Origin of the sequence: Sphingopyxis sp. (assembly GCF_035944815.1) — a bacterium.
Classification (GTDB): domain Bacteria; phylum Pseudomonadota; class Alphaproteobacteria; order Sphingomonadales; family Sphingomonadaceae; genus Sphingopyxis.
This window is the reverse complement of the sequence record NZ_DASZAU010000009.1, coordinates 589,504-608,845: the sequence shown is the minus strand read 5'-3', so window position 1 is coordinate 608,845 and position 19,342 is coordinate 589,504. Positions and strand designations below refer to the sequence as shown.

Below are 19,342 nucleotides of genomic sequence, written 5' to 3'. Positions count from 1 at the left end.
ATCCGCGAAAGCGAACCGGCCGGATGGCAATCAATTGTCGTCGTCGCCCTCGTCGTCGGGGCCGGCCATCATTTCTTCGGCCACCGCATCGGTGCGGGTGCGGATCGCGGCTTCGAGCCGTTCCTTGAGTTCGGGATTTTCGGTCAGGAAATTCTTCGCATTTTCGCGGCCCTGCCCGATGCGGATCGAGTCATAGCTGAACCATGCACCCGATTTTTCGACGAGCCCGGCCTTGACGCCGATATCGAGGATCTCGCCGATCTTCGAAATGCCCTGCCCGTACATGATGTCGAATTCGACCTGCTTGAACGGCGGCGCGACCTTGTTCTTGACGACCTTGACGCGCGTCGTGTTGCCGACGATTTCGTCGCCATTCTTGATCTGGCCGGTACGACGGATATCGAGACGGACCGAGGCGTAGAATTTGAGCGCGTTACCGCCGGTCGTGGTTTCGGGGTTTCCGTACATCACGCCGATCTTCATGCGCAGCTGGTTGATGAAGATCACCATGCAGCGCGAGCGGCTGATCGAGCCGGTGAGCTTGCGCAGCGACTGCGACATCAGACGCGCCTGAAGCCCGACATGGCTGTCGCCCATCTCACCTTCGATTTCGGCGCGCGGCACGAGCGCGGCGACCGAGTCGACGACGAGCACGTCGATCGCATTCGAGCGCACGAGCGTGTCGACGATTTCGAGCGCCTGTTCGCCCGTGTCGGGCTGCGACACGATGAGTTCGTCGATGTTGACGCCGAGCTTGCGCGCATAGACGGGGTCGAGCGCATGTTCGGCGTCGACGAAGGCGACGGTGCCGCCGGTCTTCTGCGCCTCGGCCAGCGTGTGCAGTGCGAGCGTGGTCTTGCCCGAGCTTTCGGGGCCGTAAATTTCGATGACGCGGCCGCGCGGCAGGCCGCCGACGCCGAGCGCGATGTCGAGGCCGAGCGAGCCGGTCGAGATCGCTTCGACCTGCATGGCTTCCTTCTGGCCCAATTTCATTACCGAGCCCTTGCCGAACGCGCGATCAATCTGCGCGAGTGCGGCGTCGAGCGCCTTCTGCCTGTCCGTGTTGTTCACTGATTTCCCCGATTCGACGAGTGACAATTGTCCGGCCATAACCGTCCCTTTCCAGCTCTAGAGCGACAGCAGAAGCATCGCAACGCCGAACCCGTGTACGGCATTTGTTCTCATGGAACAAGTGGGGAACAAAATATTTCCGGTGAAGGTTTATGAAACGCCGAATTCGTCCAGCGCCGCCTCGATATCACTGATCCGGAACGGCTTGCTGATCAGCTTGCGGTGCGCATGCGCCGCCGGGATCACGTCGCCGCCGCCCGAGGTGAAGGCGAAGGGAATGTTTTTGGCGGCAAGCGCGTCGGCGACCGGCCAGCCCTTTTCATCGCCGAGGTTGATATCGACGAGCGCCCCGGCGAATTGTTCGGCGGCGATGAAGGCCAGCGCCTCGTCATTGCTGGTCGCCTGCGCGGGTTCGGGAAGGTCGAGCGCGTCGAACATGTCGACCAGCATCATGCCGATCAGCACATCGTCCTCGACGAGCAGGATGCGGCGATCACCGGTCATCGGACACCCGATGCGACGCGTCGTCGAGGGCAGCTGACGTCGCTTCGGCGAGTTGCGCGACCGAGAAAGGTTTGGGCAGGAAGGCGACATGGTCGATGTCGATCGACTGGCGAAGCTGCTCCTCGGCATAGCCCGACATGAACAGGACGGGCAGGTCGGGCCGCTTCGCACGCATCGCGCGAACCATCGCCGGGCCGTCCATCGTCGGCATCACGACATCGCTGATAATCAAATCGACCTTCTCCATCTGCGCGAACCGTTCCAGCCCCTCCTCGCCCTGTGCGGCGGTGACGACGCTATAACCCGCGCGGGTGAGCGCGCGTTCCGCGACGGCGCGCACCATATCCTCGTCCTCGACGAGCAGGATCGTTCCGGTGCCCCATTGGCTTTTCTTCGGTTTGACCGGCGGCGGCACGACCACGGGCGCATCGCCCTCGACCCGGTGGACGGGGAGATAGATCGAGAAGCTGGTTCCCTCCCCCGGCTTGCTGTCGGCGAAAATGAAGCCCGCCGACTGCTTGATGATGCCATACACGGTCGAGAGCCCGAGCCCCGTGCCCTTGCCAACATCCTTGGTGGTGAAGAAGGGTTCGAATATCTTGGGCAGGACATCGGGCGGAATACCCGTCCCCGTGTCGCTGACCTTGAGCGCGCAATAATCGGCGGGCGGCATAAACTCATTGCCCATCTGCCGCACCTCGGCCGACGATACCGGATAGGTTTCGATCGTCAGCGTGCCGCCGCCCGGCATCGCATCGCGCGCATTGACCGCAAGGTTGATGATGACCTGTTCGAGCTGCCCCGGGTCGGCGCGCACTGCGCCGAGGCCGCGGCCATGATGCACCGACAGCTGAACGGTCTCACCGATCAGCCGCTTGAGCAGATGCGACACTTCCGAAATCACGTCGGGCAGCTGCAAGATTTGCGGGCGGAGCGTCTGCTGCCGCGAGAAGGCCAGCAATTGCCGCGTCAGGCTGGCAGCGCGGTTCGCATTGCTGCGAATCTGCTGGATATCGTCATAGTCGCTGTCGCCGGGCGTATGGCGCATCAGCATCAGGTCGCAGCTGCCGAGCACCGCGGTCAGGATATTGTTGAAATCATGCGCGACGCCGCCGGCGAGCTGGCCGACCGCCTGCATCTTCGACGCCTGCGCGACCTGCCGCTTCAGCCGTGATTCCTCGCTCGAATCCTTGAGGCTGAGCAGCACCGCCGCTTCGCCGAGCCCACGCACGCCGACGACGCGCATCGACACCGGCTCGGCGCTTTGTCCCGCGAGACGGATCGACATGTCGCCGCCAACCTGCTGTCCGCTGCTGTGTCGCCGGATCATGTCGGCCAGCGCGCCCTTGTCTTCGCCGACGACGATATCGCCGGGATAACGCGGCATCTTCCCCTCGCCCAAATTCGCCGCGCGCACGAACGCCCGGTTCATATAGAGGAAGCGCCCGTCGCGATCGACCATCGCGAGCCCGAAGGGGAGCAGCGACAGCAGGGTTTCTACATAGGTTTGCGCCGTGCCGCGGTCCGCCGGCCCCATCTCCTCATCGAGCATCGCGAGCAGCATCGGCGCGTTCGTATCGGCGGGTGCGAGCGGGATCTGTATCATCCGCACCGGCGTCGCCCGGTCGCCTTCGCGCGCGAAATACAGCGCGCCGCCGTCGTCGAGACGGATCATCGGCGCGACGTCGCGCCCCGCATAATGGCGCGCATCGCCCTCTCCGAGCGCGCGGAGCAGGAAGGCCTGATTGGCGACGCGCAGCCGCCCCTCGGCACTGACGAGCGCCGCCATCACCCCGGCATGCCCCAGCGTGCGGCCCGCCGGGCCGTCGAGGTGGCGGACGATTTCGGACACCAGATCGAGCCGCTCGACCGCCGAGAAGCGCCAGACGAGATAATCTTCGGCCTGTCCGGTCCGGGTGACCTGCGCGCGAAGCTGTAGCGGACCGACCGCGATGTCGTCGGCCTGCCCCTCGCCATCGCGCCACGCGACGCGGCCGGCATTTTTGAGTGCCTCGGCGCCGCGGCCTTCGAGCGGCAGACCCGGTGGCGTGACGAAACCGCCCATCCACGTCCCGAACAGATCGTTCGCGCAAACCATGCGCCCGGCGCGATCGGTGACCGCAATCGCGACATCGTCGTGGCTGACCGCCTGACGCAGCATCGTCCAGTCGGGCGCAGCCGCCTCGCCGACGGTGGTTGCGGGAAACAGCCGCCGCGCGAGCAACACGCCGCCGACCGCGACCGCAAGGCCGGCAAGGAAGCCCGCCGCGAGGATCGTATTGCCCGTCGCCCAGAACAGCAGCGCTGTCGACAACAGGGCGAGGCCGGCGAGCAGCGCCATGTCGACCCGCGACAGGCCCGCCGGAGCCGACAAGGGCCCGGCGGGGCCTGCCCCCCTGATGAAATCACCATCAGCGGAGGGCAGGCTTTGCGCGGTCAATTTTTAACTTTCCGATTGGCGCATCACCAGATGCGGACACGATCCTTCGGCGCCAGATAGAGCTTCTGACCCTGCTTGATCTGATAAGCCTTATACCAAGGGTCAAGATTGCGCGAGACCCAAGTCCGCTGGATCGAGGGCGAATGCGGGTCGGTCGTGATGCGCTGCGACAGATTCTGCTCGCGATAGTTGCGGCGCCACACCTGTGCCCAGCCAAGGAAGAAGCGCTGGTCGCCGGTCAGGCCGTCGATCACCGGGGCTTCCTTGCCGCCCAGCGACGCCTTGTACGCATCATAGGCGACGGTCAGGCCCGCGAGGTCGCCGATATTTTCGCCCAGCGTGAACTTGCCGTCGATATGTTCGCCGGGCAGGATTTCATAGGCGTTATACTGCGCGATCAGCGCGGCGCCCGCTTCCTCGAACGCCTTGACGTCCTCGGGCGTCCACCAGTCGGCGAGCTTGCCGGTCTCATCATATTTCGCGCCCTGATCGTCGAAATGATGGCTGACTTCGTGGCCGATGACGGCGCCGATACCACCATAATTGACCGCCGCGTCAGCGTGCGGGTCGAAGAAGGGCGGCTGGAGGATCGCGGCGGGGAAGACGATCTCGTTCATGCCGAAATTGGCGTAAGCGTTGATCGTCATCGGCGTCATGAACCATTCCCAGCGACGGATCGGGCCGCCGAGGTGGCCGATATTGTCGTCATGCGCGAACTGGTTCGAGCGGAGCGCGTTGCCGAACAGGTCGTCGGCGCGGATTTCCAGCTTGCCATAATCCTTCCACTGATCGGGGTAGCCGATCTTGGTGGTGAAGTTGGCGAGCTTTTCCCGTGCCTTGACCTTTGTCTGCGGCTGCATCCACGTCAGCCCGTCGATGCGGCGGCCCATCGCGGCGAGGACATTCTTCACGAGCGTGTCCATCGCCGCCTTGGTTTCGGGCGGGAAATATTTCGCGACATAATCCTTGCCGACCGCATCGCCGAGATTGCCCGTGGTGAAGTCGACCGCGCGTTTCCACCGCTCTTCCATCTGCGGGGTGCCCGACAGCGCGGTGCTGTAGAAGGAGAAGGCTTCCTGCGCGACGGCATCGGGCAGGACGCCTGAGAAGCTGTCGAGGCTGCGCACGATCAAGAGGTCGCGGATCACCGCGATCGGCGCATCGGCAAGCAGCTTCGCTTCGCCGGTAAAGGCGCTCGGCTGCGACACGATCAGCGTGTCTTCCTTGACCCCGAGGCCGCGGATGAAGGTCGGCCAGTCGAAGCCGGGCGCGGCCTTGGCGAGGTCGGCGACCGTCATCTTGTTATAGGCCTTGGTCGCGTCGCTGCTATCGTTCTTGTCCCAGTGAACCGTTGCGACCTGCTTTTCGAAATCGTAGATCGCCTTGGCGCGCGCCGCGGCGTTGGTTTCGCCGGCGAGCGTCAGGACATTTTCGAGATGCTTGAGATACGCCGCCTGCAGCGCGGTGTTCCGTTCATTGTCCTTCAGGTAGAAATCGCGGTCGGGCATGCCGATGCCGCCCTGGAAGATGATGTAGGTATAGACGTCGGGATTCTTGTCGTCCTGTCCGACATAGCCGCCGAAGAAATGCTGGACGCCGCTGCGGTCGGCTTCGGCGAGCAGCGCGGCGAGACCCGGCTTTTCGACGGCGCGGATCTTGTTCAGCCAGGGCTGGATCGGCGCGAGGCCCTTCGCCTCGACCGTCGCGCTGTCGAGATAGGACGCATAGGCGCGGCCGATCATGCTGTTCGGGTCGCCCTTTGCGGTGTCGAGGATTTCGCGCGTGCGCGTCTGCGACAGGTCGTTGAGCGCGGTGAACATGCCATAGTTCGACTTGTCAGCCGGAATCTGGGTATTTTTCGCCCAGGTGCCATTGGCATAGGCGTAGAAGTCGTCGCCCGGCTGGACGCTCTTGTCCATGCCGGCCTGGTCGAAACCGAAATCGCCGATTTCGGGCTTTGCGGTGCTTTCGGCAGCGGGCGCGGTGGCCGCCTTGTCCTTTGCCATCGCAGGAACGGCAAGCATCAGGGCGCCCAGCGCCGCAGTCGCGAGCAGGCGCGAAGAAATGTGCAAACGAGTCATGATATTCCCCGGTCATCGATTTGAAGCGAAAACCCGCGCCATATGGCGCAGGTTAGCGATGCGACAGCTATACGCCTGCCCCGGCCCGGTTCAACCGGCGGCGGTGTCGCTCGTCGATGCCTCAAGTCGTTGGTCGCGCGCACGGCGGACCTTGCGGCGCCAGCGGAGGCGAATCCAATTGTCCCAGATGACCGACGCGAGGACATAGCCGATCACCGCCGATGCGACCGAAATCACGAACAAACCGGCGAGCCCGCCGAGCAGCGCGGTGCCCGCATTGGCGGTGAACCAGTGCCACCATTCGACCAGCGAGGCCCCCTCGTCATAGAGGATATAGAGGTTCGACACATTGGTGTGCAGCCCGAACAGGAAGCTGCCCAGCCACACCGATGCCGCGAGGATCAGCGGGGTCGTCACGGGGTTCGACAGGAAGGTCATCGCCGCGCCGATCGGGATATTGGCGCGGAACGGCAGCGCGAGCAGCGCGACGCCCAAAATCTGCACGCCGGGGATCAGGAAGAAGATGCCGACGAACAGCCCGAGCGCGGTGCCGCGCCGGACCGATGTGCGCGTGAAGCGCCACAAATGGCTGTGCGCGACGCGGTGCGCGAACGGCTTGATGAAGCGGCTTTCGAGCAGTTCCTCGCGCGTCGGCGAATTGCGGCGAATCCAGTTCATCACCGTCGCCTTGTCCCGCGTGCGGGGGTCTCGGGAGCCGCCGCCGCTCATCCGCGGTCCTTCATCAGGCGCTGCTTGTCGCGCTTCCAGTCGCGTTCCTTGATCGACTCGCGCTTGTCGTGCGCCTTCTTGCCCTTGGCGAGCGCAAGTTCGACCTTCGCGCGGCCGCGGCTGTTGAAATAGACGCTCAAGGGGACGAGCGTCATGCCTTGGCGCATCACGCCGGCGTGCAGCTTGTTGATCTCGCGCCAGTTGAGCAACAGCTTGCGCGGACGCTTGGGTTCGTGGTTGAAGCGGTTGCCGTGGCTGAATTCGGGGATGTTGGCGTTGATCAGCCACACTTCACCGCCGGTCACCTCGGCATAGCTTTCAGCAATCGTGCCCTCGCCGAAGCGGAGCGATTTCACTTCGGTTCCCTGCAAGGCGATGCCGGCCTCGAACACCTGCTCGATGGCATAGTCGAAGCGCGCGCGCCGGTTTTCGGCGACGACCTTCTTCTTGTCGAACTCGGCAGCGGACTGGGGACGAGCCATTGCGGGACCTAAATCACTCCGGCCGCGGACAGTGCGGCATCGACGGCCCTGCACGATGCCTCGGACGCCGGGATGATAGGTAGGCGCACTTCGGGCGAAAACCAGTCATGGACGCGCGACAGCGCATATTTCACCGGTCCCGGCGAGGTGTCCGAAAACATCGCCTGGTGCAGGCCGAACAGCCGGTCGTGCAGCGCCAGCGCGCGCGCCCAGTCGCCCGCGGCGGCAGCGGCGGCGAAATCAGCGCAAAGGCGCGGCGCGACGTTTGCGGTGACCGAGATGCAGCCGACCCCGCCCAGCACAGCGTGCGGCAGCCAGAGGTCGTCGTTGCCCGAAAGCTGACAGAAGTCGTTGCCCGCCCCCGCGCGGTGCATCGTCACGCGGGCGAGGTCGCCGCTCGCATCCTTCGTCGCGACGACGGTCGGGATTTCGGAGAGCTTGCACATCGTTTCGGCGCTGATGTCGGCGACGGTGCGGCCGGGGACGTTATAGACGACGATCGGCAGGTCGCTGGCATCCGCCAGCGCCTTGTAATGCGCGATCAGCCCTGCCTGGCTCGGCTTGTTGTAATAGGGCGCGACGATCAGCGCCGCCGCGGCGCCGGCGGCCTGCGCATGCCGCATGTGGCGGATCGCGGTCGCCGTGTCGTTCGATCCGCAGCCCGCGATCACGGGCACGCGGCCCGCCGCCGCCTCGATGCAGGTGTCGATGACCCGATAATGTTCGTCGAAGCCGAGCGTCGGGCTTTCACCGGTCGTGCCGCACGGCACCAGTGCGCTGGTGCCCTCTTTGATCTGCCAGTCCACGAGGCGCGCGAAGACCGGGGCGTCGAACGCCCCATCGCGAAATGGCGTCACCAAGGCGGGAATCGACCCCGAAAACATGCTCCGCTCCTTTACAAAAACGCGCTCCGGCCGGTAGAGTCCCGTCGGCGCGCCGCTAATGGACGCCTATTCAGCGCCCCGCAAGGAGTTTGGCACTAGCATGGCCGCCATGATCTCGCTGCCCCATATTTCCCGCCTCGCGCTCGCCGCGGCCCTTCTCATTCCAACCGCGACGCATGCCAGCGAATTGACCCCCGAACAAATGGCCTGGTACCGCGCCCAGATGGGCCTTGCGTCGGCCTCGGGCTCGCCGCCGGCAACCAGTTCGGTCGGCGACGCAGTGATGGAATGGCGCCGGCTCACCGCCAATACGGGTGCCTCGTTCGACCAGCTGTCGCGCTTCCTGATGGCGAACAAGGGCTGGCCCGACGCCGACAAGATGCGCACGCGCGCCGAAAAATCGATCTCGCTCGACAGTTACGACCCCCAGCGCACCCTCGCCTATTTCCAGTCCTATCCGCCGCAGACGGCGAGCGGGCACCTGCGCTATGCGCTCGCGCTCAACGCCGCGGGCCGGCGCGAGGATGCCAATGCCGCGGTCCGCCGCGCGTGGACGAGCGGCACGCTCGACGATTTCGAAACGAGCCGCGCGCTCGCCATGTTCCCTGGCGCGATCACCCCCGCCGATCATGATGCGCGCATGGACCGCCTGCTCTGGTCGGGCGCAACCGCCGCCGCCAGCCGCCAGCTCGCCTTTACCTCGCCCGACAAGCGCGCGGTGTTCGCCGCGCGCCTAGCGATGCGCAACGCATCGGTCGACGCAGCCTTCCAGGCATCGGCGGTCGAAAGCGCCAACCCGGCGCTGGTCCGCAGCGACGCCGGCTACATAACCGACAAGGCGACCTGGCTGCGCAAGTCGGGCCGCGTCGGCGAGGCGCGCGCGCTGCTCGCGTCGCCGCGATCGCTGGCGAAGGCCCCGACCGATCCTGAAGAGTGGCTCGAAACCCTGCTCACCAATGCCCGGCAGGCGAGCGACGGCGGCGACAAGTCGACCGCCTATAACATCGCGCGCCAGCTCGACGACAGCTTTCCGCCGGGGACGGTGATCCGCGAAACGCCGCTCGGCGTGCGCGACGATTATACCTCGCTGGCATGGCTCGCCGGCCAGCTGGCCTATCGCGACCTGCGGCGCCCGGCCGAAGCGGTGCGCCTGTACCGCGCCTATGGCGAAGCCGCACGTTCGGCGCAGACGCGCACGAAAGGCTTTTACTGGGCAGGCCGTGCGGCGCTTGCCGCGGGCGACCGCGAGGCGGCGAATGCCCATTTCGCCGACGCGGCGCAGCATTATGACCAATTCTACGGCCAATTGTCGCTCGAACGGCTGAACCGCCCGCAGCCCAAGCCGACGCCGAACCCGACCATCCAGGTCAGCAACGACGAGCGCCGCAATTTCGAGGACGACCGGCTGGTCCGCGCCGCGCGCGCACTCGGCGAAATCGGCGCCTGGCGCGAACAGTCGCTGTTCCTGCGTGCGCTGGCGCAAAAGGCAACCTCGCCAGCCGACCATGTGCTCGCCGGAAAGCTGGCGTCGCAGATCGGCCGCCCCGACCTGGGTGTGATGATCGGCCGCAGCGCACAGGCGAACAGCCTCGACGCGGTCGAAGTCTCGGGCTTCCCGACCGTCCGCGTCCCCGCAGGCCATGAAAGTAACTGGACCTTCATCCACGCGATCACGCGGCAGGAAAGCCAGTTCGACCGCGCCGCGATCAGCCACGCCGGCGCGCGCGGCATGATGCAGCTGATGCCCGGCACCGCGCGCGAAGTCGCGGGCAAGCTGGGGATGAGCTATGACGCCGGGTCGCTGACCACCGACACCAATTACAACATGATGCTGGGTTCGACCTATTTCCAGCAGATGCTGCGCTATTTCGGCGGCAGCTATCCGCTGGCGGTCGCGGCGTATAACGCCGGCCCGGGCAATGTGAACAAATGGCTGCGCGCCAACGGCGATCCACGCGGCGGCGGCATCGAAATGGTCGACTGGATCGAAGCCATCCCGATTTTCGAAACGCGCAACTATGTGCAGCGCGTGCTCGAAAATGCGGTCGTTTACGACACGCTGCGCGACGGCGGCGGATCGCGGCAGCAGGCGCCTTTGAGCTTCTATCTCGGCAAACGCACGCCGGGTTGAGTCTGCAAATGCCACCTTCTTGTCGTCATCCCGGCGAAGGCCGGGATCTCGTCGGGGCATCCGAACGCGAGGGTGAGATCCCGGCCTGCGCCGGGATGACGGATTAAGGGTTCAGGGACGTGGCGGGGGAAAAGACGAACATCATCAGCCCGGCGGGCTTCGCGGCGTTGCGCGCCGAATATGACGCCTTGTTCGCCGACGAACGGCCGAAGCTGGTCGAAACGATCAGCTGGGCGGCGGGCAATGGCGACCGCAGCGAGAATGGCGACTATATCTATGGCCGCAAGCGGCTGCGCGAAATCGACCGGCGCCTGTCCTTCCTCGCCCGGCGGATGAAGGCGGCGCGCGTCGTCGACCCAGCCGAGCAGCCCGACAAGAGCCGCATCTGGTTCGGCGCGACGGTCGAGCTGGCCGACGATGATGACGCGCGCCGTATCGTGACACTGGTCGGCGACGACGAGGCCGAGGCAGGCGCCGGCCGGATCGGCTGGAACAGCCCCCTCGCCCGCTCGCTGCGCGGCGCCGCGATCGGCGACCTGCGTACCGTGCAGCTTCCCGCGGGGCCCAAGGAATGGGAAGTGATCGCGGTCAGCTATCCCTGACCGTCACTCGCCGATCCCTGCGATCAACGCGCGCTGATCCGGCCTGAGTTCGGGCAGGTCGCGCGCGAGCCGCGCCCAGTGCGCGGCTTCGCTTGCATCGGCGGTCACACCCTCGCCCATAGCATAGGCGTGGGCGAGAAGCGCGCGCGACCCCGCAAAACCGGCGCGCGCGGCGATGGCGCAATCCTCGGCGCCGCCGGTCAGCCGCTTGCCGTCGAAATGCGCCTCGCAGAGCCAATGATTGCCTTCGGGATTGCCCGCGTCGGCGAGCGCACGCAGCCGGGCCATGTTCGCCGCACGAAGATCCGGGAAATAGGTGAGCGCGAACATCGCCGCCGGGTGCCCCTGGGCCGCCGCTTCGGAATAGAGCGTTCGCGACGCGGCAAAATCGGGCGGACCGAAGCTTCCCCGGGCAAGATGATAGGCGAGATGCGTTTTCGCTTTCGAAAAACCCGCTTCGGACGCCGCACGATAGAGCGACTGCGCCCGATCCTTGCCCGCCGCCGACGGGTCCGACGCGAGGAGCAGATAGGCGAATTCGGTTTGCCCCGCCGGGAAACCCTGTTCGGCGGACTTTTCGAGGTAGGTGCGCGCGCGCGCGACATCCTGTTTCACCCCGACGCCGAGCGAGAACATATATCCGGCGAGTTGCTGCGCGAGCGGATGCCCGCCGTCGGCGAGCGCGACGATCTCGCTTGCCGGATGGCGCGACAGCACATCGGCGATGAGCACGGGCTCGTCCTCGATCGCCAGCCGGTCGAGCGAAATGTCGGCGAGCGGATCGGCCGCCGGGATCGCGGCGCCGCGCGGCGCGCCGTCCGAAGATGCTGCGCGCGCGGACGGGGCCGGCGAGGGTGTCGCAGCCGCCGCCGGCAATTCAGGCGGCGCGACGAGATAATAATCGTCGAACCAGCTGCCGTAATGGAACGGCTGCTGCGGCCCCAGCTCCATCTCGCGCGTCCGCCGATATACTTCGCGCGCGACGACCTTGAAATAATCGCCGATTTCGAGGCCCGGGATCGCGAGTTCCTTGACCACCGCCGCCGCGAACGGGCTGACGGGCGATCCGACCGGCGCGAAGTCGAGCGCCGGGCGCCCCTTGGCGGTCGAATAGAAGACCGCGCCCTGCCCGATGTCGAGAAGGCCGAGCGGTGCCGAACCCGCCTCGCCCTTTGCGACATCGGCGTCTTCGATCCGCACGACCGGATCGGTGGTGCGACAGGCGTCGACGAACACCAGCGTGAAGGCGCCGGCGGGCACCACGCGCCGCACTGCGGCTTCGATCGACAAATAGCGTTTTTCGACGTCGCCGCGGCGCGTCGCCGGCGGCGCGTCCATCGGCACGAGCCAGTTGCGCCCGCCATATTCGAAACCATGGCCGGCATAATAGATGATCACCGATTTCGCGCCCGCCGCCTCTCCGGCGAAACGTGTGAGCGCGGCGTCGAGCGACGCCATGTCGGCGTTGCGGACGATCCGCGGCGCGATGCCGGCCTTCGCGAACGCATCGCAGACATAGTCGATGTCGTTCACCGCATTCCTGAGCGATGGCCATTCCCAGTCGTTATAGGCGCTGTTGCCGATCAGCAGCGCGACGCGATCGCCCCGCAGCGGCGCGGTGCCGCAGGCCTCCGCCGCCTCGGCCATCGCCGGCGGCGCGAGGCACGCCATGCCCATGAGCGCAGCCGCCAGCGCACCGATCCGTAACGATTTTCTCACTTGCCCGCCCCCCGGCCTTTTGTCAGATTCGCGCGAACAGTGGCGGAAATCTGCGCAACTTCACTCCGGATTCGCATCATTGCGACCTCCGTCGACCCCAAGATGACGCTAGGTCGGCGGAAGGATGTAGGAAAGCGGAAACTGGACTGTGCGCCGGAGCACTGGCGGCGGCGGCGCGATGTGATAGCAGCTGATGATCGGGATCGCGCGAGGGAGAATGAGCGATGCGAAACTTGCTGTTGGTTGCCGCGCTTTTGCTGTCGGGGACGGCGCACGCGGCGCAGGATCGTCCCCCACTGCCGCCGATCACCGACCAGTTCCTGCTCGACCAGCTCGAACTCGGCGAGGAAATCGAGGGACGCGTCGACGGCGACCTGAACGGCGACGGCGATCCCGATACGGTATTTGTCGTTTCCAGCCCCGACGAGCGGCACCTGTATGTCGTGATGAGCTATCGCGGCGAAGTCGACATCGGGCACCAGCCCGCGGGCGATTTCAAGCTCGAACCCGATCCGCTTGGCCCCGCCGATCTGTCGATCGCCAAGGGCGTGCTGACGATCCGTGACCTGACCGGCGGCACGACCGCACTGTCGGCGACCTATCGCTATCGCGCGGTGACGACGAAAGACGGTCCGCGGATGCGGCTGATCGGGCTCGACGCGACGGTCTACAGCCGCACCTGGGCGCATGACGGCGACGAGATGAGCTGGAACGTCGCAACGGGGGACACGATCACGACCTTGCTGAAGGTCAAGGGTACCGGCGAAGACCGGACTTACGACAAACTCTACACGCGCAAGTTCAAACGCCCGGTGCGGACGATCTATATGGAGGATACGCCGGGCGCCGAAGAGGAACTGGTCGGCGCTACCAAGGCGAAATAGCCGAAAATCAGGGCAGCAGCGCGGGGACGATCCAGACCGCGGACAGCACGACGATCGCCGCGATCAGCGAGAAAGCCAGCACATAGCGAACATTATGTCCCTTTACCCCGCTGCTCGCCTCGGTTTCGGTCACTTCGACATGGTCATCGACGACTTTCATGGTGCGTCTCCCTTCGTCTGGTCCGTGTAGAACGCGGGCCGCGCGCGGGCGGTTCCCGTTCGCGGTTTCGGGGAGAGATGCCAGAGGGTCTATAAGCCGGGTTCTGTCCATCCCCTTGCGGGGACTGTGCGATCATTCCTCTAGGCGAACGGTTACCCGAACGCTCGAGCAGTCAACCCGGACGGCGGGGCCGGAACCAGCCCTGAGTTACCTCGTGCCATCCCTATTCGACCTTGCTCCCGGTGGGGTTTGCCGTGCCGCGTCCGTTACCGTCCGCGCGGTGCGCTCTTACCGCACCCTTTCACCTTTCGCCGGGCCGAAGCCTTTGGCGGTCTTCTCTCTGTGGCACTTTCCCTGAACCTGGCCGAGGCCCGATCCGCCGGACGTTATCCGGCACCGTGATTTCCGTGGAGCCCGGACTTTCCTCCCCCGGCGGGATACCCCACCGGCGGCGATCGCCCGACCCTCTGGCGGCCATGACTATAGCAATGTTGCGCGCGTTTTGCGAGCGCTACGAAAGGCCTCGCGCTTTGCCGGCCGGCGGTCGTAAGGAGCGGCGACCCATCCGGCCACAAGACCGTACAGGAGTGAAGAATGACGCCGCCCCGCCTCCCCCTGATGAACCGCCGATCCTTCCTTGCCGCCGGTGCCGCCGTCGCGGCGGCGCACGGCCTTGGCGCCCATGCCGCCACGAAGCCGCGGCTGATGATGGATGGGCTCAGCTTCCTGCCCGAAGACCTTGCCGAGCTTCGCGCGGCGGGACTCGGCGGCATGATCTGCGACATTTCGGAGATCGAGGAGGTTCGCGACAAGGATGGCGTCCCCCGTTATCTGCGGACCTTCGAAAAATGCAGCGCCGCGCTCGACGCGACCGTCAAAAGGCTCGCGGGGCGGCCCGAAGCGTTCGTCGCGCTCAAGGGATCGGACATCGGTTCGCGCCCGGGCTGCGCGACCTTCCTGCAATTCCAGTCGTGCGAGCCCGTCGGCACCGACCTGACGCGCATCGCCGACTTCCACCGCCGCGGGCTGCGCATCCTGCAATTCACGCATCACAATAATAATCTCTTCGCTGGCGGCGCGCTCGAACGCGAATGGAGCGGACTGACCCCGCTCGGTATCGAGGGGCTGGCCGAAATGAACCGGGTCGGCATCATTCCCGACGTCTCGCACGGCTCCGAACCGACGATGCTGGAGGCCGCGCGGCGCAGCGCGACGCCGATCCTGCTGTCGCACGGCGCGTGCAAGGCGATCGTCGATCACCCCCGCTGCGCATCCGACACCGTGATCCGGGCGATCGCCGACAAGGGCGGCATGATGGGCATCTTCATGATGAGTTTCTGGCTGACGCGCGACCCGGTTCCGACGGTCGACCATCTCGTCGCGCAGATCCGCCACGTCGCAAATGTCGCAGGGATCGAGGCGGTCGGCATTTCCAACGATTTCCCGATGGCGGGCCAGACCAACCTGGTGGCGTTGAGCAACGACAATGCGGAGGGCGTGAAGGAATATCTGCCCTGGTGGCGGGCGATGCGCGGCCAGGAAATTGCCGGGTTCGACTGGACGCCCGAGCATGTGGTAATTCCCGAGCTCAACAATATCGGCCGCATGGCGGCGATCGCCGCGGCGTTGCACAAGGCGGGCTTCGCCGCGCGCGATGTCGACAAGGTCATGGGCGGCAACTGGCAGCGCGTGCTGACCGACATACTCGGCTGAACCCCAAAGAAAAGGGGCGGCCCCGCGAGGAGCCGCCCCTTTCTTTTTTTGCGGGTCCCGGCGAACCGGGACCCGATGCCGTTTAGAAGCGGAAAACCGCCCCGACGTACAGGTTGCGACCGAACGGATCGAAGCTGTCCGCCGCCGTTTCGGTACCGGTGATGTTCGAAGCGCCGTTCTGGTTGATCACCGGCGGCTTCTTGTCGAACACATTGTCGATACCGGCGTAGAATTCCAGACGGTCCTTTTCGACCGCAAAGCGCGCCTGGAAGTCGTGGTACCAATAGGCCTTGATGCTGTTCGTGCTGTCACCCAGCGGCGAGTCGGCATCCGGACCCAGCGTGTCCTTGATCTTGCTCTGGTAGTTGGTCCGCCAGTTCAGGCTGAAAGGCCCGGTCTGGTAGGTGACCGACAGGTTCGCGCGATGCTTGAACCCCGCGCCGAGACGACCGTCGCCATCGAGCTGGCCGCGGTTGTTCTGGACGTCCCCACCCGCAAACGACTGAAGCGTAAGCTTGTCGAGATAGGTGTAGTAGAGCGCGATATCGAGGCTGCTGTCTTCGCCCCAGCTCGTCTTGTAACGGGCCTGGACGTCGATACCTGCGGTTTCGATATTCGCCGAGTTAATCGGGAAGGCGTCGATCTGGTAGAGCGTTCCCGGCGTACGCGGACGCGGCGTACCGACGTCTTCGCGGACGATCAGGTCGCAAAGCGCCGACGTACCGCCCGACATGACGCACTCGTTGATCGAGCTCTGCCGCGGGATCAGCTGGATCGCATCTTTCACCTTGATGTTGAAATAGTCGACCGTGAGGCTGAGGCCGGGAACGAAACGCGGCGTCAGCACGACGCCGGCGGTCCAGGTCTTCGCGGTTTCTTCCTTCAGGTTGACGTTGCCGCTGTCCTCGCCCTCGATGCTCTGACGATCGCGATTGTCGTCATAAGTGAAGACGCCATTGGCCGCGATCTGCTGTGCAATGCCTGCGATCGAACGGCAATAATCGTCGTTCGAGTTGGCGCGGTTCGAGGTCGCGGTGACGCCCTCGCAAGGATCGGTCAGGCCCGACGGGAAGGTCTGCGACGCGCCCTGGAACAGTTCGCCGATATTCGGCGCGCGGGTCGCGCGCGAATAGACCGCACGGAAACGAACGTCGGGCGTCGGAGCCCAGTCGCCGCCGATCTTGTAGCTCCAAACCGAACCGACGGTGTCGTAGTAATCGCCGTACCGTACGGCGGCTTCGATACCGAGATATTCGGCGAACGGCACGTCCGACAGGATCGGAACGACGGTTTCGCCATAGGCTTCGAATACACGATATTTGCCCGTGGTGTTCGTCAGCGCGTTGCTCAGCGTATTGCCCGCCTGCGTCGCGGCGTCATAGACTTCGCTGCTGCGTTCGGTGCGGTGCTCGACGCCCGCAGCGACCTTCACATCGCCGCCCGGAAGGCGGAAGAGCGAACCCGAGATGTTCGCGGCGAACACGTCCTGGTTGATCTTCGCGCGATAGGTCGAAAGCTGGCCATCATTGGTGATGTAGGCGATCGATTCGGGCGACGCCGAATTGGCACCGAAGATGTTAAGCGGACGGCAGCCGGCAGCGCGCGCTCCTGCATCGCGGCAGACCGCGGTGGCGGGATCGGCACCGACGGCGTCGAGAGCATAGTAGAGCCGGTCGCGCAGCGCGGTTTCCGAAGCCGTATTTTCGATCGTCTGGCTGCGGTTGTAATAGGCGTCCCAGCTCCAGTCGTTGAAGACCGTGCCGCGGAAGCCCGCAACGGCGCGATAGAATTCACGTTCGGCGCGGTTCGAGCGGTCGAAGATGCCGTTCGAACGCTTGGTGAAGCCGATCGTGTCCTCGCCGGCCGCGATCGCGGCATCGCGGATCGTTTGCGGAACGAAGGGATTGTCGATCGAAATGCCCGGCAGGATCGTTCCGTCGGGCAGCTGCGCATCCGAATTGTCGAATGCATAAGGCTCGAGGCGCGAACGCGACTTCACCTTTGCATAGGTGCCCTCGGCGAAGAAGGTCAGCGAATCGCTGAAATCGAAATGCGCCAGTCCGTTGAACAGATAGCGTTCCAGCGGAACCGCGATGTAGCGGTCGCCGTTGCGGTTGTAGCCGTCAACCGCGTTGTCGAAACCTTCCTTGAGGTTCCCCTGCGGATCATAGGTGTACACGCCTTCTTCACCGACGAAGAACAGGCCCTGCGGCACGAAGCTGCTGCGGAACGGAACGTCTTCGGCCGAGATAGCACGCTTGTAGGAACGCAGACCGGTGTCACGGTCATATTGGCCGGCGAGCGTGATGTTACCGCGGCCCTCGGCGAAATTCTTGCCGATGGTGAGGCCGACCAGCTGGCGGCCGTTGTCGCCTTCGTCGGTGATGCCGGCCTGGACGCGGCCGCGAATACCTTCGAAATCGTCCTTCAGGATGAAGTTGACGACGCCCGCCATCGCTTCCGAACCATAGACGGCCGACGAACCGCCGGTCAGGACTTCGACGCGTTCGAGCAGGTCGGTCGGGATGTTGTTGATGTCGACCGCGGAGGTGCCACCGATACCCGCAACGACGCGGCGGCCGTTGACCAGCACCAGCGTGCGGTTGGCGCCAAGGTTGCGCAGATTGACCTGGGCGACACCGTTACCGCTCGTCGCGAAGTTGGTGTTGGTACGCCCCATCCCCGTGCCGACCGACGGCATCTCGTTCAAAATGTCCGCAACATTCTGCGAACCCTGCTGCACGATCGAAGCCGCACTCAGCACCTGAACGGGAGTCGCGCCCTCGAGGTCGGGGCGCGCAATGCGCGAGCCGGTGACGACGATCGTGTCTTCGCTCGCTTCATCGGCGGCAGCGGCATCCTGTGCGTGCACGGGGGCCGAAATCATCACGACGCTCAGCACGAGCGGCGCGGCGGTCCATTTTAACCGGGGGAGATAAGTCTTTTTCACAGTGCAGTGTCCTCGCTGCTTTATGGCAGAATCGGCGAGGACGGCACCAAGGGAAGGATTGCAACCCAGCATCGCCCTCCCCGGCGCGGGCGATGCGCCTGTGAGACGAGTCGGTAAAGCGGTTTCGAACCGCGACGGAATTTTCCTGCTCTTTTGTGACCTATTTGCAACAGCTTCGTTGCAGCCCGCCCCGAACGGGGCACGAACTGCCTCGTTCGCGTCCCGTTTTCCCCTACGGCTTTGCAGGGTCGCCTTCGGGCTGGGGGAGCAGCAGCGCGAGCAGGATCGCGCGGCATTCGCCATCGATGGTGCCGTCGATCAATTCGGGGCGAAAGCGCCGCTGAAAGGCCACCGTCGCGGCAAATCCGTCGGTCACATCATATCCGAAACGTTCGAGCGCGAGCAGGAAGCCCGCGTCGGTCCACAGCGGGTCGGTCAGCTTGCGCGTCGGCCGCGGCAGCGCGAGGCGGCGGCGTGCCAGCTCTTCCCACGGGAAGAGTTCGCCCGGATCCTGCTTGCGTGTCGGCGCGATGTCCGAATGGCCGACGACATTGCCGCGCGTGATCGAATGACGGTCCTTGATCATATGGACCAGCCGGACGACCGACGCGACCTGCGGGTCGGGAAAGGGAACATAGCCCCATTCGTGCCCCGGATTGACGATCTCGATCCCGACGCTGGCCGAATTGATGTCGCTGACCCCGCGCCAATGCGATTTGCCGGCGTGCCAGGCGCGCTTTTCTTCGGGCACCATATGGGTGATCTGGCCGTCCTCGCTGACGACATAATGGGCCGATACCTTGGCTTCGGGGTCGGCGAGCCGGTCGATCGCCTCGGCACCCGTCTTCATGCCGGTATAGTGCAGGACGATCATCGAGATGGGCAGAGCGCGCTCGTCGAGATTGGGAGACCAGCGTTCGATAAAATCGCTCATTCGCTTTTGAGGCCCATCCTGTCCTTGCCAAGCCGTCGATTGCGCCAGCGGCGCATAA

The 19,342-nt window shown here is 65.0% G+C and carries 15 protein-coding genes and 1 other RNA gene; 4 read left to right on the top strand and 12 right to left on the bottom strand.

Annotation, left to right across the window (positions count from 1 at the left end):
• Positions 1-30: 30 nt before the first annotated feature.
• The 7 genes from recA to dapA all read right to left on the bottom strand — a co-directional run bounded on the left by recA (position 31) and on the right by dapA (position 8,191).
• Positions 31-1,110: a recombinase RecA gene (gene recA / locus VGU00_RS13525; RefSeq protein WP_327469320.1), complete on the bottom strand. Its 1,080-nt coding sequence runs from the start codon at positions 1,108-1,110 to the stop codon at positions 31-33.
• A 111-nt stretch (positions 1,111-1,221) separates the two neighbouring features.
• On the bottom strand, positions 1,222-1,575 hold the full coding sequence (locus VGU00_RS13520) for a response regulator (protein WP_327469318.1): 354 nt from the start codon (positions 1,573-1,575) through the stop codon (positions 1,222-1,224).
• A complete protein-coding gene (locus tag VGU00_RS13515) occupies positions 1,565-3,916 on the bottom strand; it encodes a hybrid sensor histidine kinase/response regulator (RefSeq protein WP_327469842.1) in 2,352 nt (783 codons plus the stop codon). Before VGU00_RS13515 ends, VGU00_RS13520 begins: the two co-directional genes overlap by 11 nt.
• Before the next feature lie 122 nt (positions 3,917-4,038).
• Positions 4,039-6,096, bottom strand: a complete 2,058-nt coding sequence (locus tag VGU00_RS13510) for a M13 family metallopeptidase (protein WP_327469316.1) — start codon at positions 6,094-6,096, stop codon at positions 4,039-4,041.
• A gap of 90 nt (positions 6,097-6,186) precedes the next feature.
• Positions 6,187-6,774: a DUF2062 domain-containing protein gene (locus VGU00_RS13505; protein ID WP_327469314.1), complete on the bottom strand. Its 588-nt coding sequence runs from the start codon at positions 6,772-6,774 to the stop codon at positions 6,187-6,189.
• A gap of 47 nt (positions 6,775-6,821) precedes the next feature.
• On the bottom strand, positions 6,822-7,307 hold the full coding sequence (smpB, locus tag VGU00_RS13500) for an SsrA-binding protein SmpB (RefSeq protein ID WP_037554711.1): 486 nt from the start codon (positions 7,305-7,307) through the stop codon (positions 6,822-6,824).
• A gap of 8 nt (positions 7,308-7,315) precedes the next feature.
• Positions 7,316-8,191 (bottom strand): 4-hydroxy-tetrahydrodipicolinate synthase, encoded by an 876-nt coding sequence (dapA, locus tag VGU00_RS13495; protein WP_327469312.1) that lies wholly within the window; start codon positions 8,189-8,191, stop codon positions 7,316-7,318.
• 100 nt (positions 8,192-8,291) lie between these two features.
• Between dapA and VGU00_RS13490 the strand changes: the two genes are divergently transcribed.
• Entirely contained in the window at positions 8,292-10,322 is a 2,031-nt protein-coding gene (locus VGU00_RS13490) for a lytic transglycosylase domain-containing protein (RefSeq protein WP_327469310.1), read from the top strand.
• Between the two features lie 119 nt (positions 10,323-10,441).
• Complete coding sequence (greB, locus tag VGU00_RS13485; RefSeq protein WP_327469308.1) at positions 10,442-10,924, top strand: transcription elongation factor GreB; 483 nt, start codon at positions 10,442-10,444, stop codon at positions 10,922-10,924.
• A 3-nt stretch (positions 10,925-10,927) separates the two neighbouring features.
• On the opposite strand, the gene VGU00_RS13480 is transcribed toward greB, so the two are convergent.
• On the bottom strand, positions 10,928-12,643 hold the full coding sequence (locus VGU00_RS13480; protein ID WP_327469306.1) for a caspase family protein: 1,716 nt from the start codon (positions 12,641-12,643) through the stop codon (positions 10,928-10,930).
• A 224-nt stretch (positions 12,644-12,867) separates the two neighbouring features.
• Here VGU00_RS13480 and VGU00_RS13475 point away from each other — a divergent pair, with 224 nt between their 5' ends.
• On the top strand, positions 12,868-13,527 hold the full coding sequence (locus VGU00_RS13475; RefSeq protein ID WP_327469304.1) for a hypothetical protein: 660 nt from the start codon (positions 12,868-12,870) through the stop codon (positions 13,525-13,527).
• 7 nt (positions 13,528-13,534) lie between these two features.
• Here VGU00_RS13475 and VGU00_RS13470 read toward each other — a convergent pair whose 3' ends face one another.
• Together VGU00_RS13470 and rnpB are read right to left on the bottom strand one after the other, a co-directional pair.
• The gene (locus VGU00_RS13470) at positions 13,535-13,687 is read right to left on the bottom strand and encodes a hypothetical protein (protein ID WP_327469302.1); all 153 of its coding nucleotides are present in this window, start codon (positions 13,685-13,687) and stop codon (positions 13,535-13,537) included.
• A gap of 76 nt (positions 13,688-13,763) precedes the next feature.
• Positions 13,764-14,158, bottom strand: an RNA gene (gene rnpB / locus VGU00_RS13465) — RNase P RNA component class A.
• Positions 14,159-14,281: 123 nt separating this feature from the next.
• Here rnpB and VGU00_RS13460 point away from each other — a divergent pair.
• Entirely contained in the window at positions 14,282-15,400 is a 1,119-nt protein-coding gene (locus VGU00_RS13460; RefSeq protein ID WP_327469300.1) for a membrane dipeptidase, read from the top strand.
• 82 nt (positions 15,401-15,482) lie between these two features.
• Here the strand turns inward: VGU00_RS13460 and VGU00_RS13455 are convergent, their stop codons facing one another.
• Together VGU00_RS13455 and VGU00_RS13450 are read right to left on the bottom strand one after the other, a co-directional pair.
• Positions 15,483-18,350: a TonB-dependent receptor gene (locus tag VGU00_RS13455; RefSeq protein ID WP_327469298.1), complete on the bottom strand. Its 2,868-nt coding sequence runs from the start codon at positions 18,348-18,350 to the stop codon at positions 15,483-15,485.
• A 232-nt stretch (positions 18,351-18,582) separates the two neighbouring features.
• Positions 18,583-19,284 (bottom strand): N-acetylmuramoyl-L-alanine amidase, encoded by a 702-nt coding sequence (locus tag VGU00_RS13450; RefSeq protein WP_327469296.1) that lies wholly within the window; start codon positions 19,282-19,284, stop codon positions 18,583-18,585.
• Positions 19,285-19,342 lie beyond the last annotated feature (58 nt).

Coding starts and splice junctions, on each gene's coding strand:
- VGU00_RS13450 (WP_327469296.1), bottom strand. CDS start 19,284: ATGAGCGATTTTATCGAACGCTGGTCTCCCAATCTCGACGAGCGCGCT.
- VGU00_RS13475 (WP_327469304.1), top strand. CDS start 12,868: ATGCGAAACTTGCTGTTGGTTGCCGCGCTTTTGCTGTCGGGGACGGCG.
- VGU00_RS13490 (WP_327469310.1), top strand. CDS start 8,292: ATGGCCGCCATGATCTCGCTGCCCCATATTTCCCGCCTCGCGCTCGCC.
- VGU00_RS13460 (WP_327469300.1), top strand. CDS start 14,282: ATGACGCCGCCCCGCCTCCCCCTGATGAACCGCCGATCCTTCCTTGCC.
- dapA (WP_327469312.1), bottom strand. CDS start 8,191: ATGTTTTCGGGGTCGATTCCCGCCTTGGTGACGCCATTTCGCGATGGG.
- VGU00_RS13470 (WP_327469302.1), bottom strand. CDS start 13,687: ATGAAAGTCGTCGATGACCATGTCGAAGTGACCGAAACCGAGGCGAGC.
- VGU00_RS13515 (WP_327469842.1), bottom strand. CDS start 3,916: ATGGCGCTGCTCGCCGGCCTCGCCCTGTTGTCGACAGCGCTGCTGTTC.
- VGU00_RS13520 (WP_327469318.1), bottom strand. CDS start 1,575: ATGACCGGTGATCGCCGCATCCTGCTCGTCGAGGACGATGTGCTGATC.
- VGU00_RS13505 (WP_327469314.1), bottom strand. CDS start 6,774: ATGAACTGGATTCGCCGCAATTCGCCGACGCGCGAGGAACTGCTCGAA.
- smpB (WP_037554711.1), bottom strand. CDS start 7,307: ATGGCTCGTCCCCAGTCCGCTGCCGAGTTCGACAAGAAGAAGGTCGTC.
- recA (WP_327469320.1), bottom strand. CDS start 1,110: ATGGCCGGACAATTGTCACTCGTCGAATCGGGGAAATCAGTGAACAAC.
- VGU00_RS13510 (WP_327469316.1), bottom strand. CDS start 6,096: ATGACTCGTTTGCACATTTCTTCGCGCCTGCTCGCGACTGCGGCGCTG.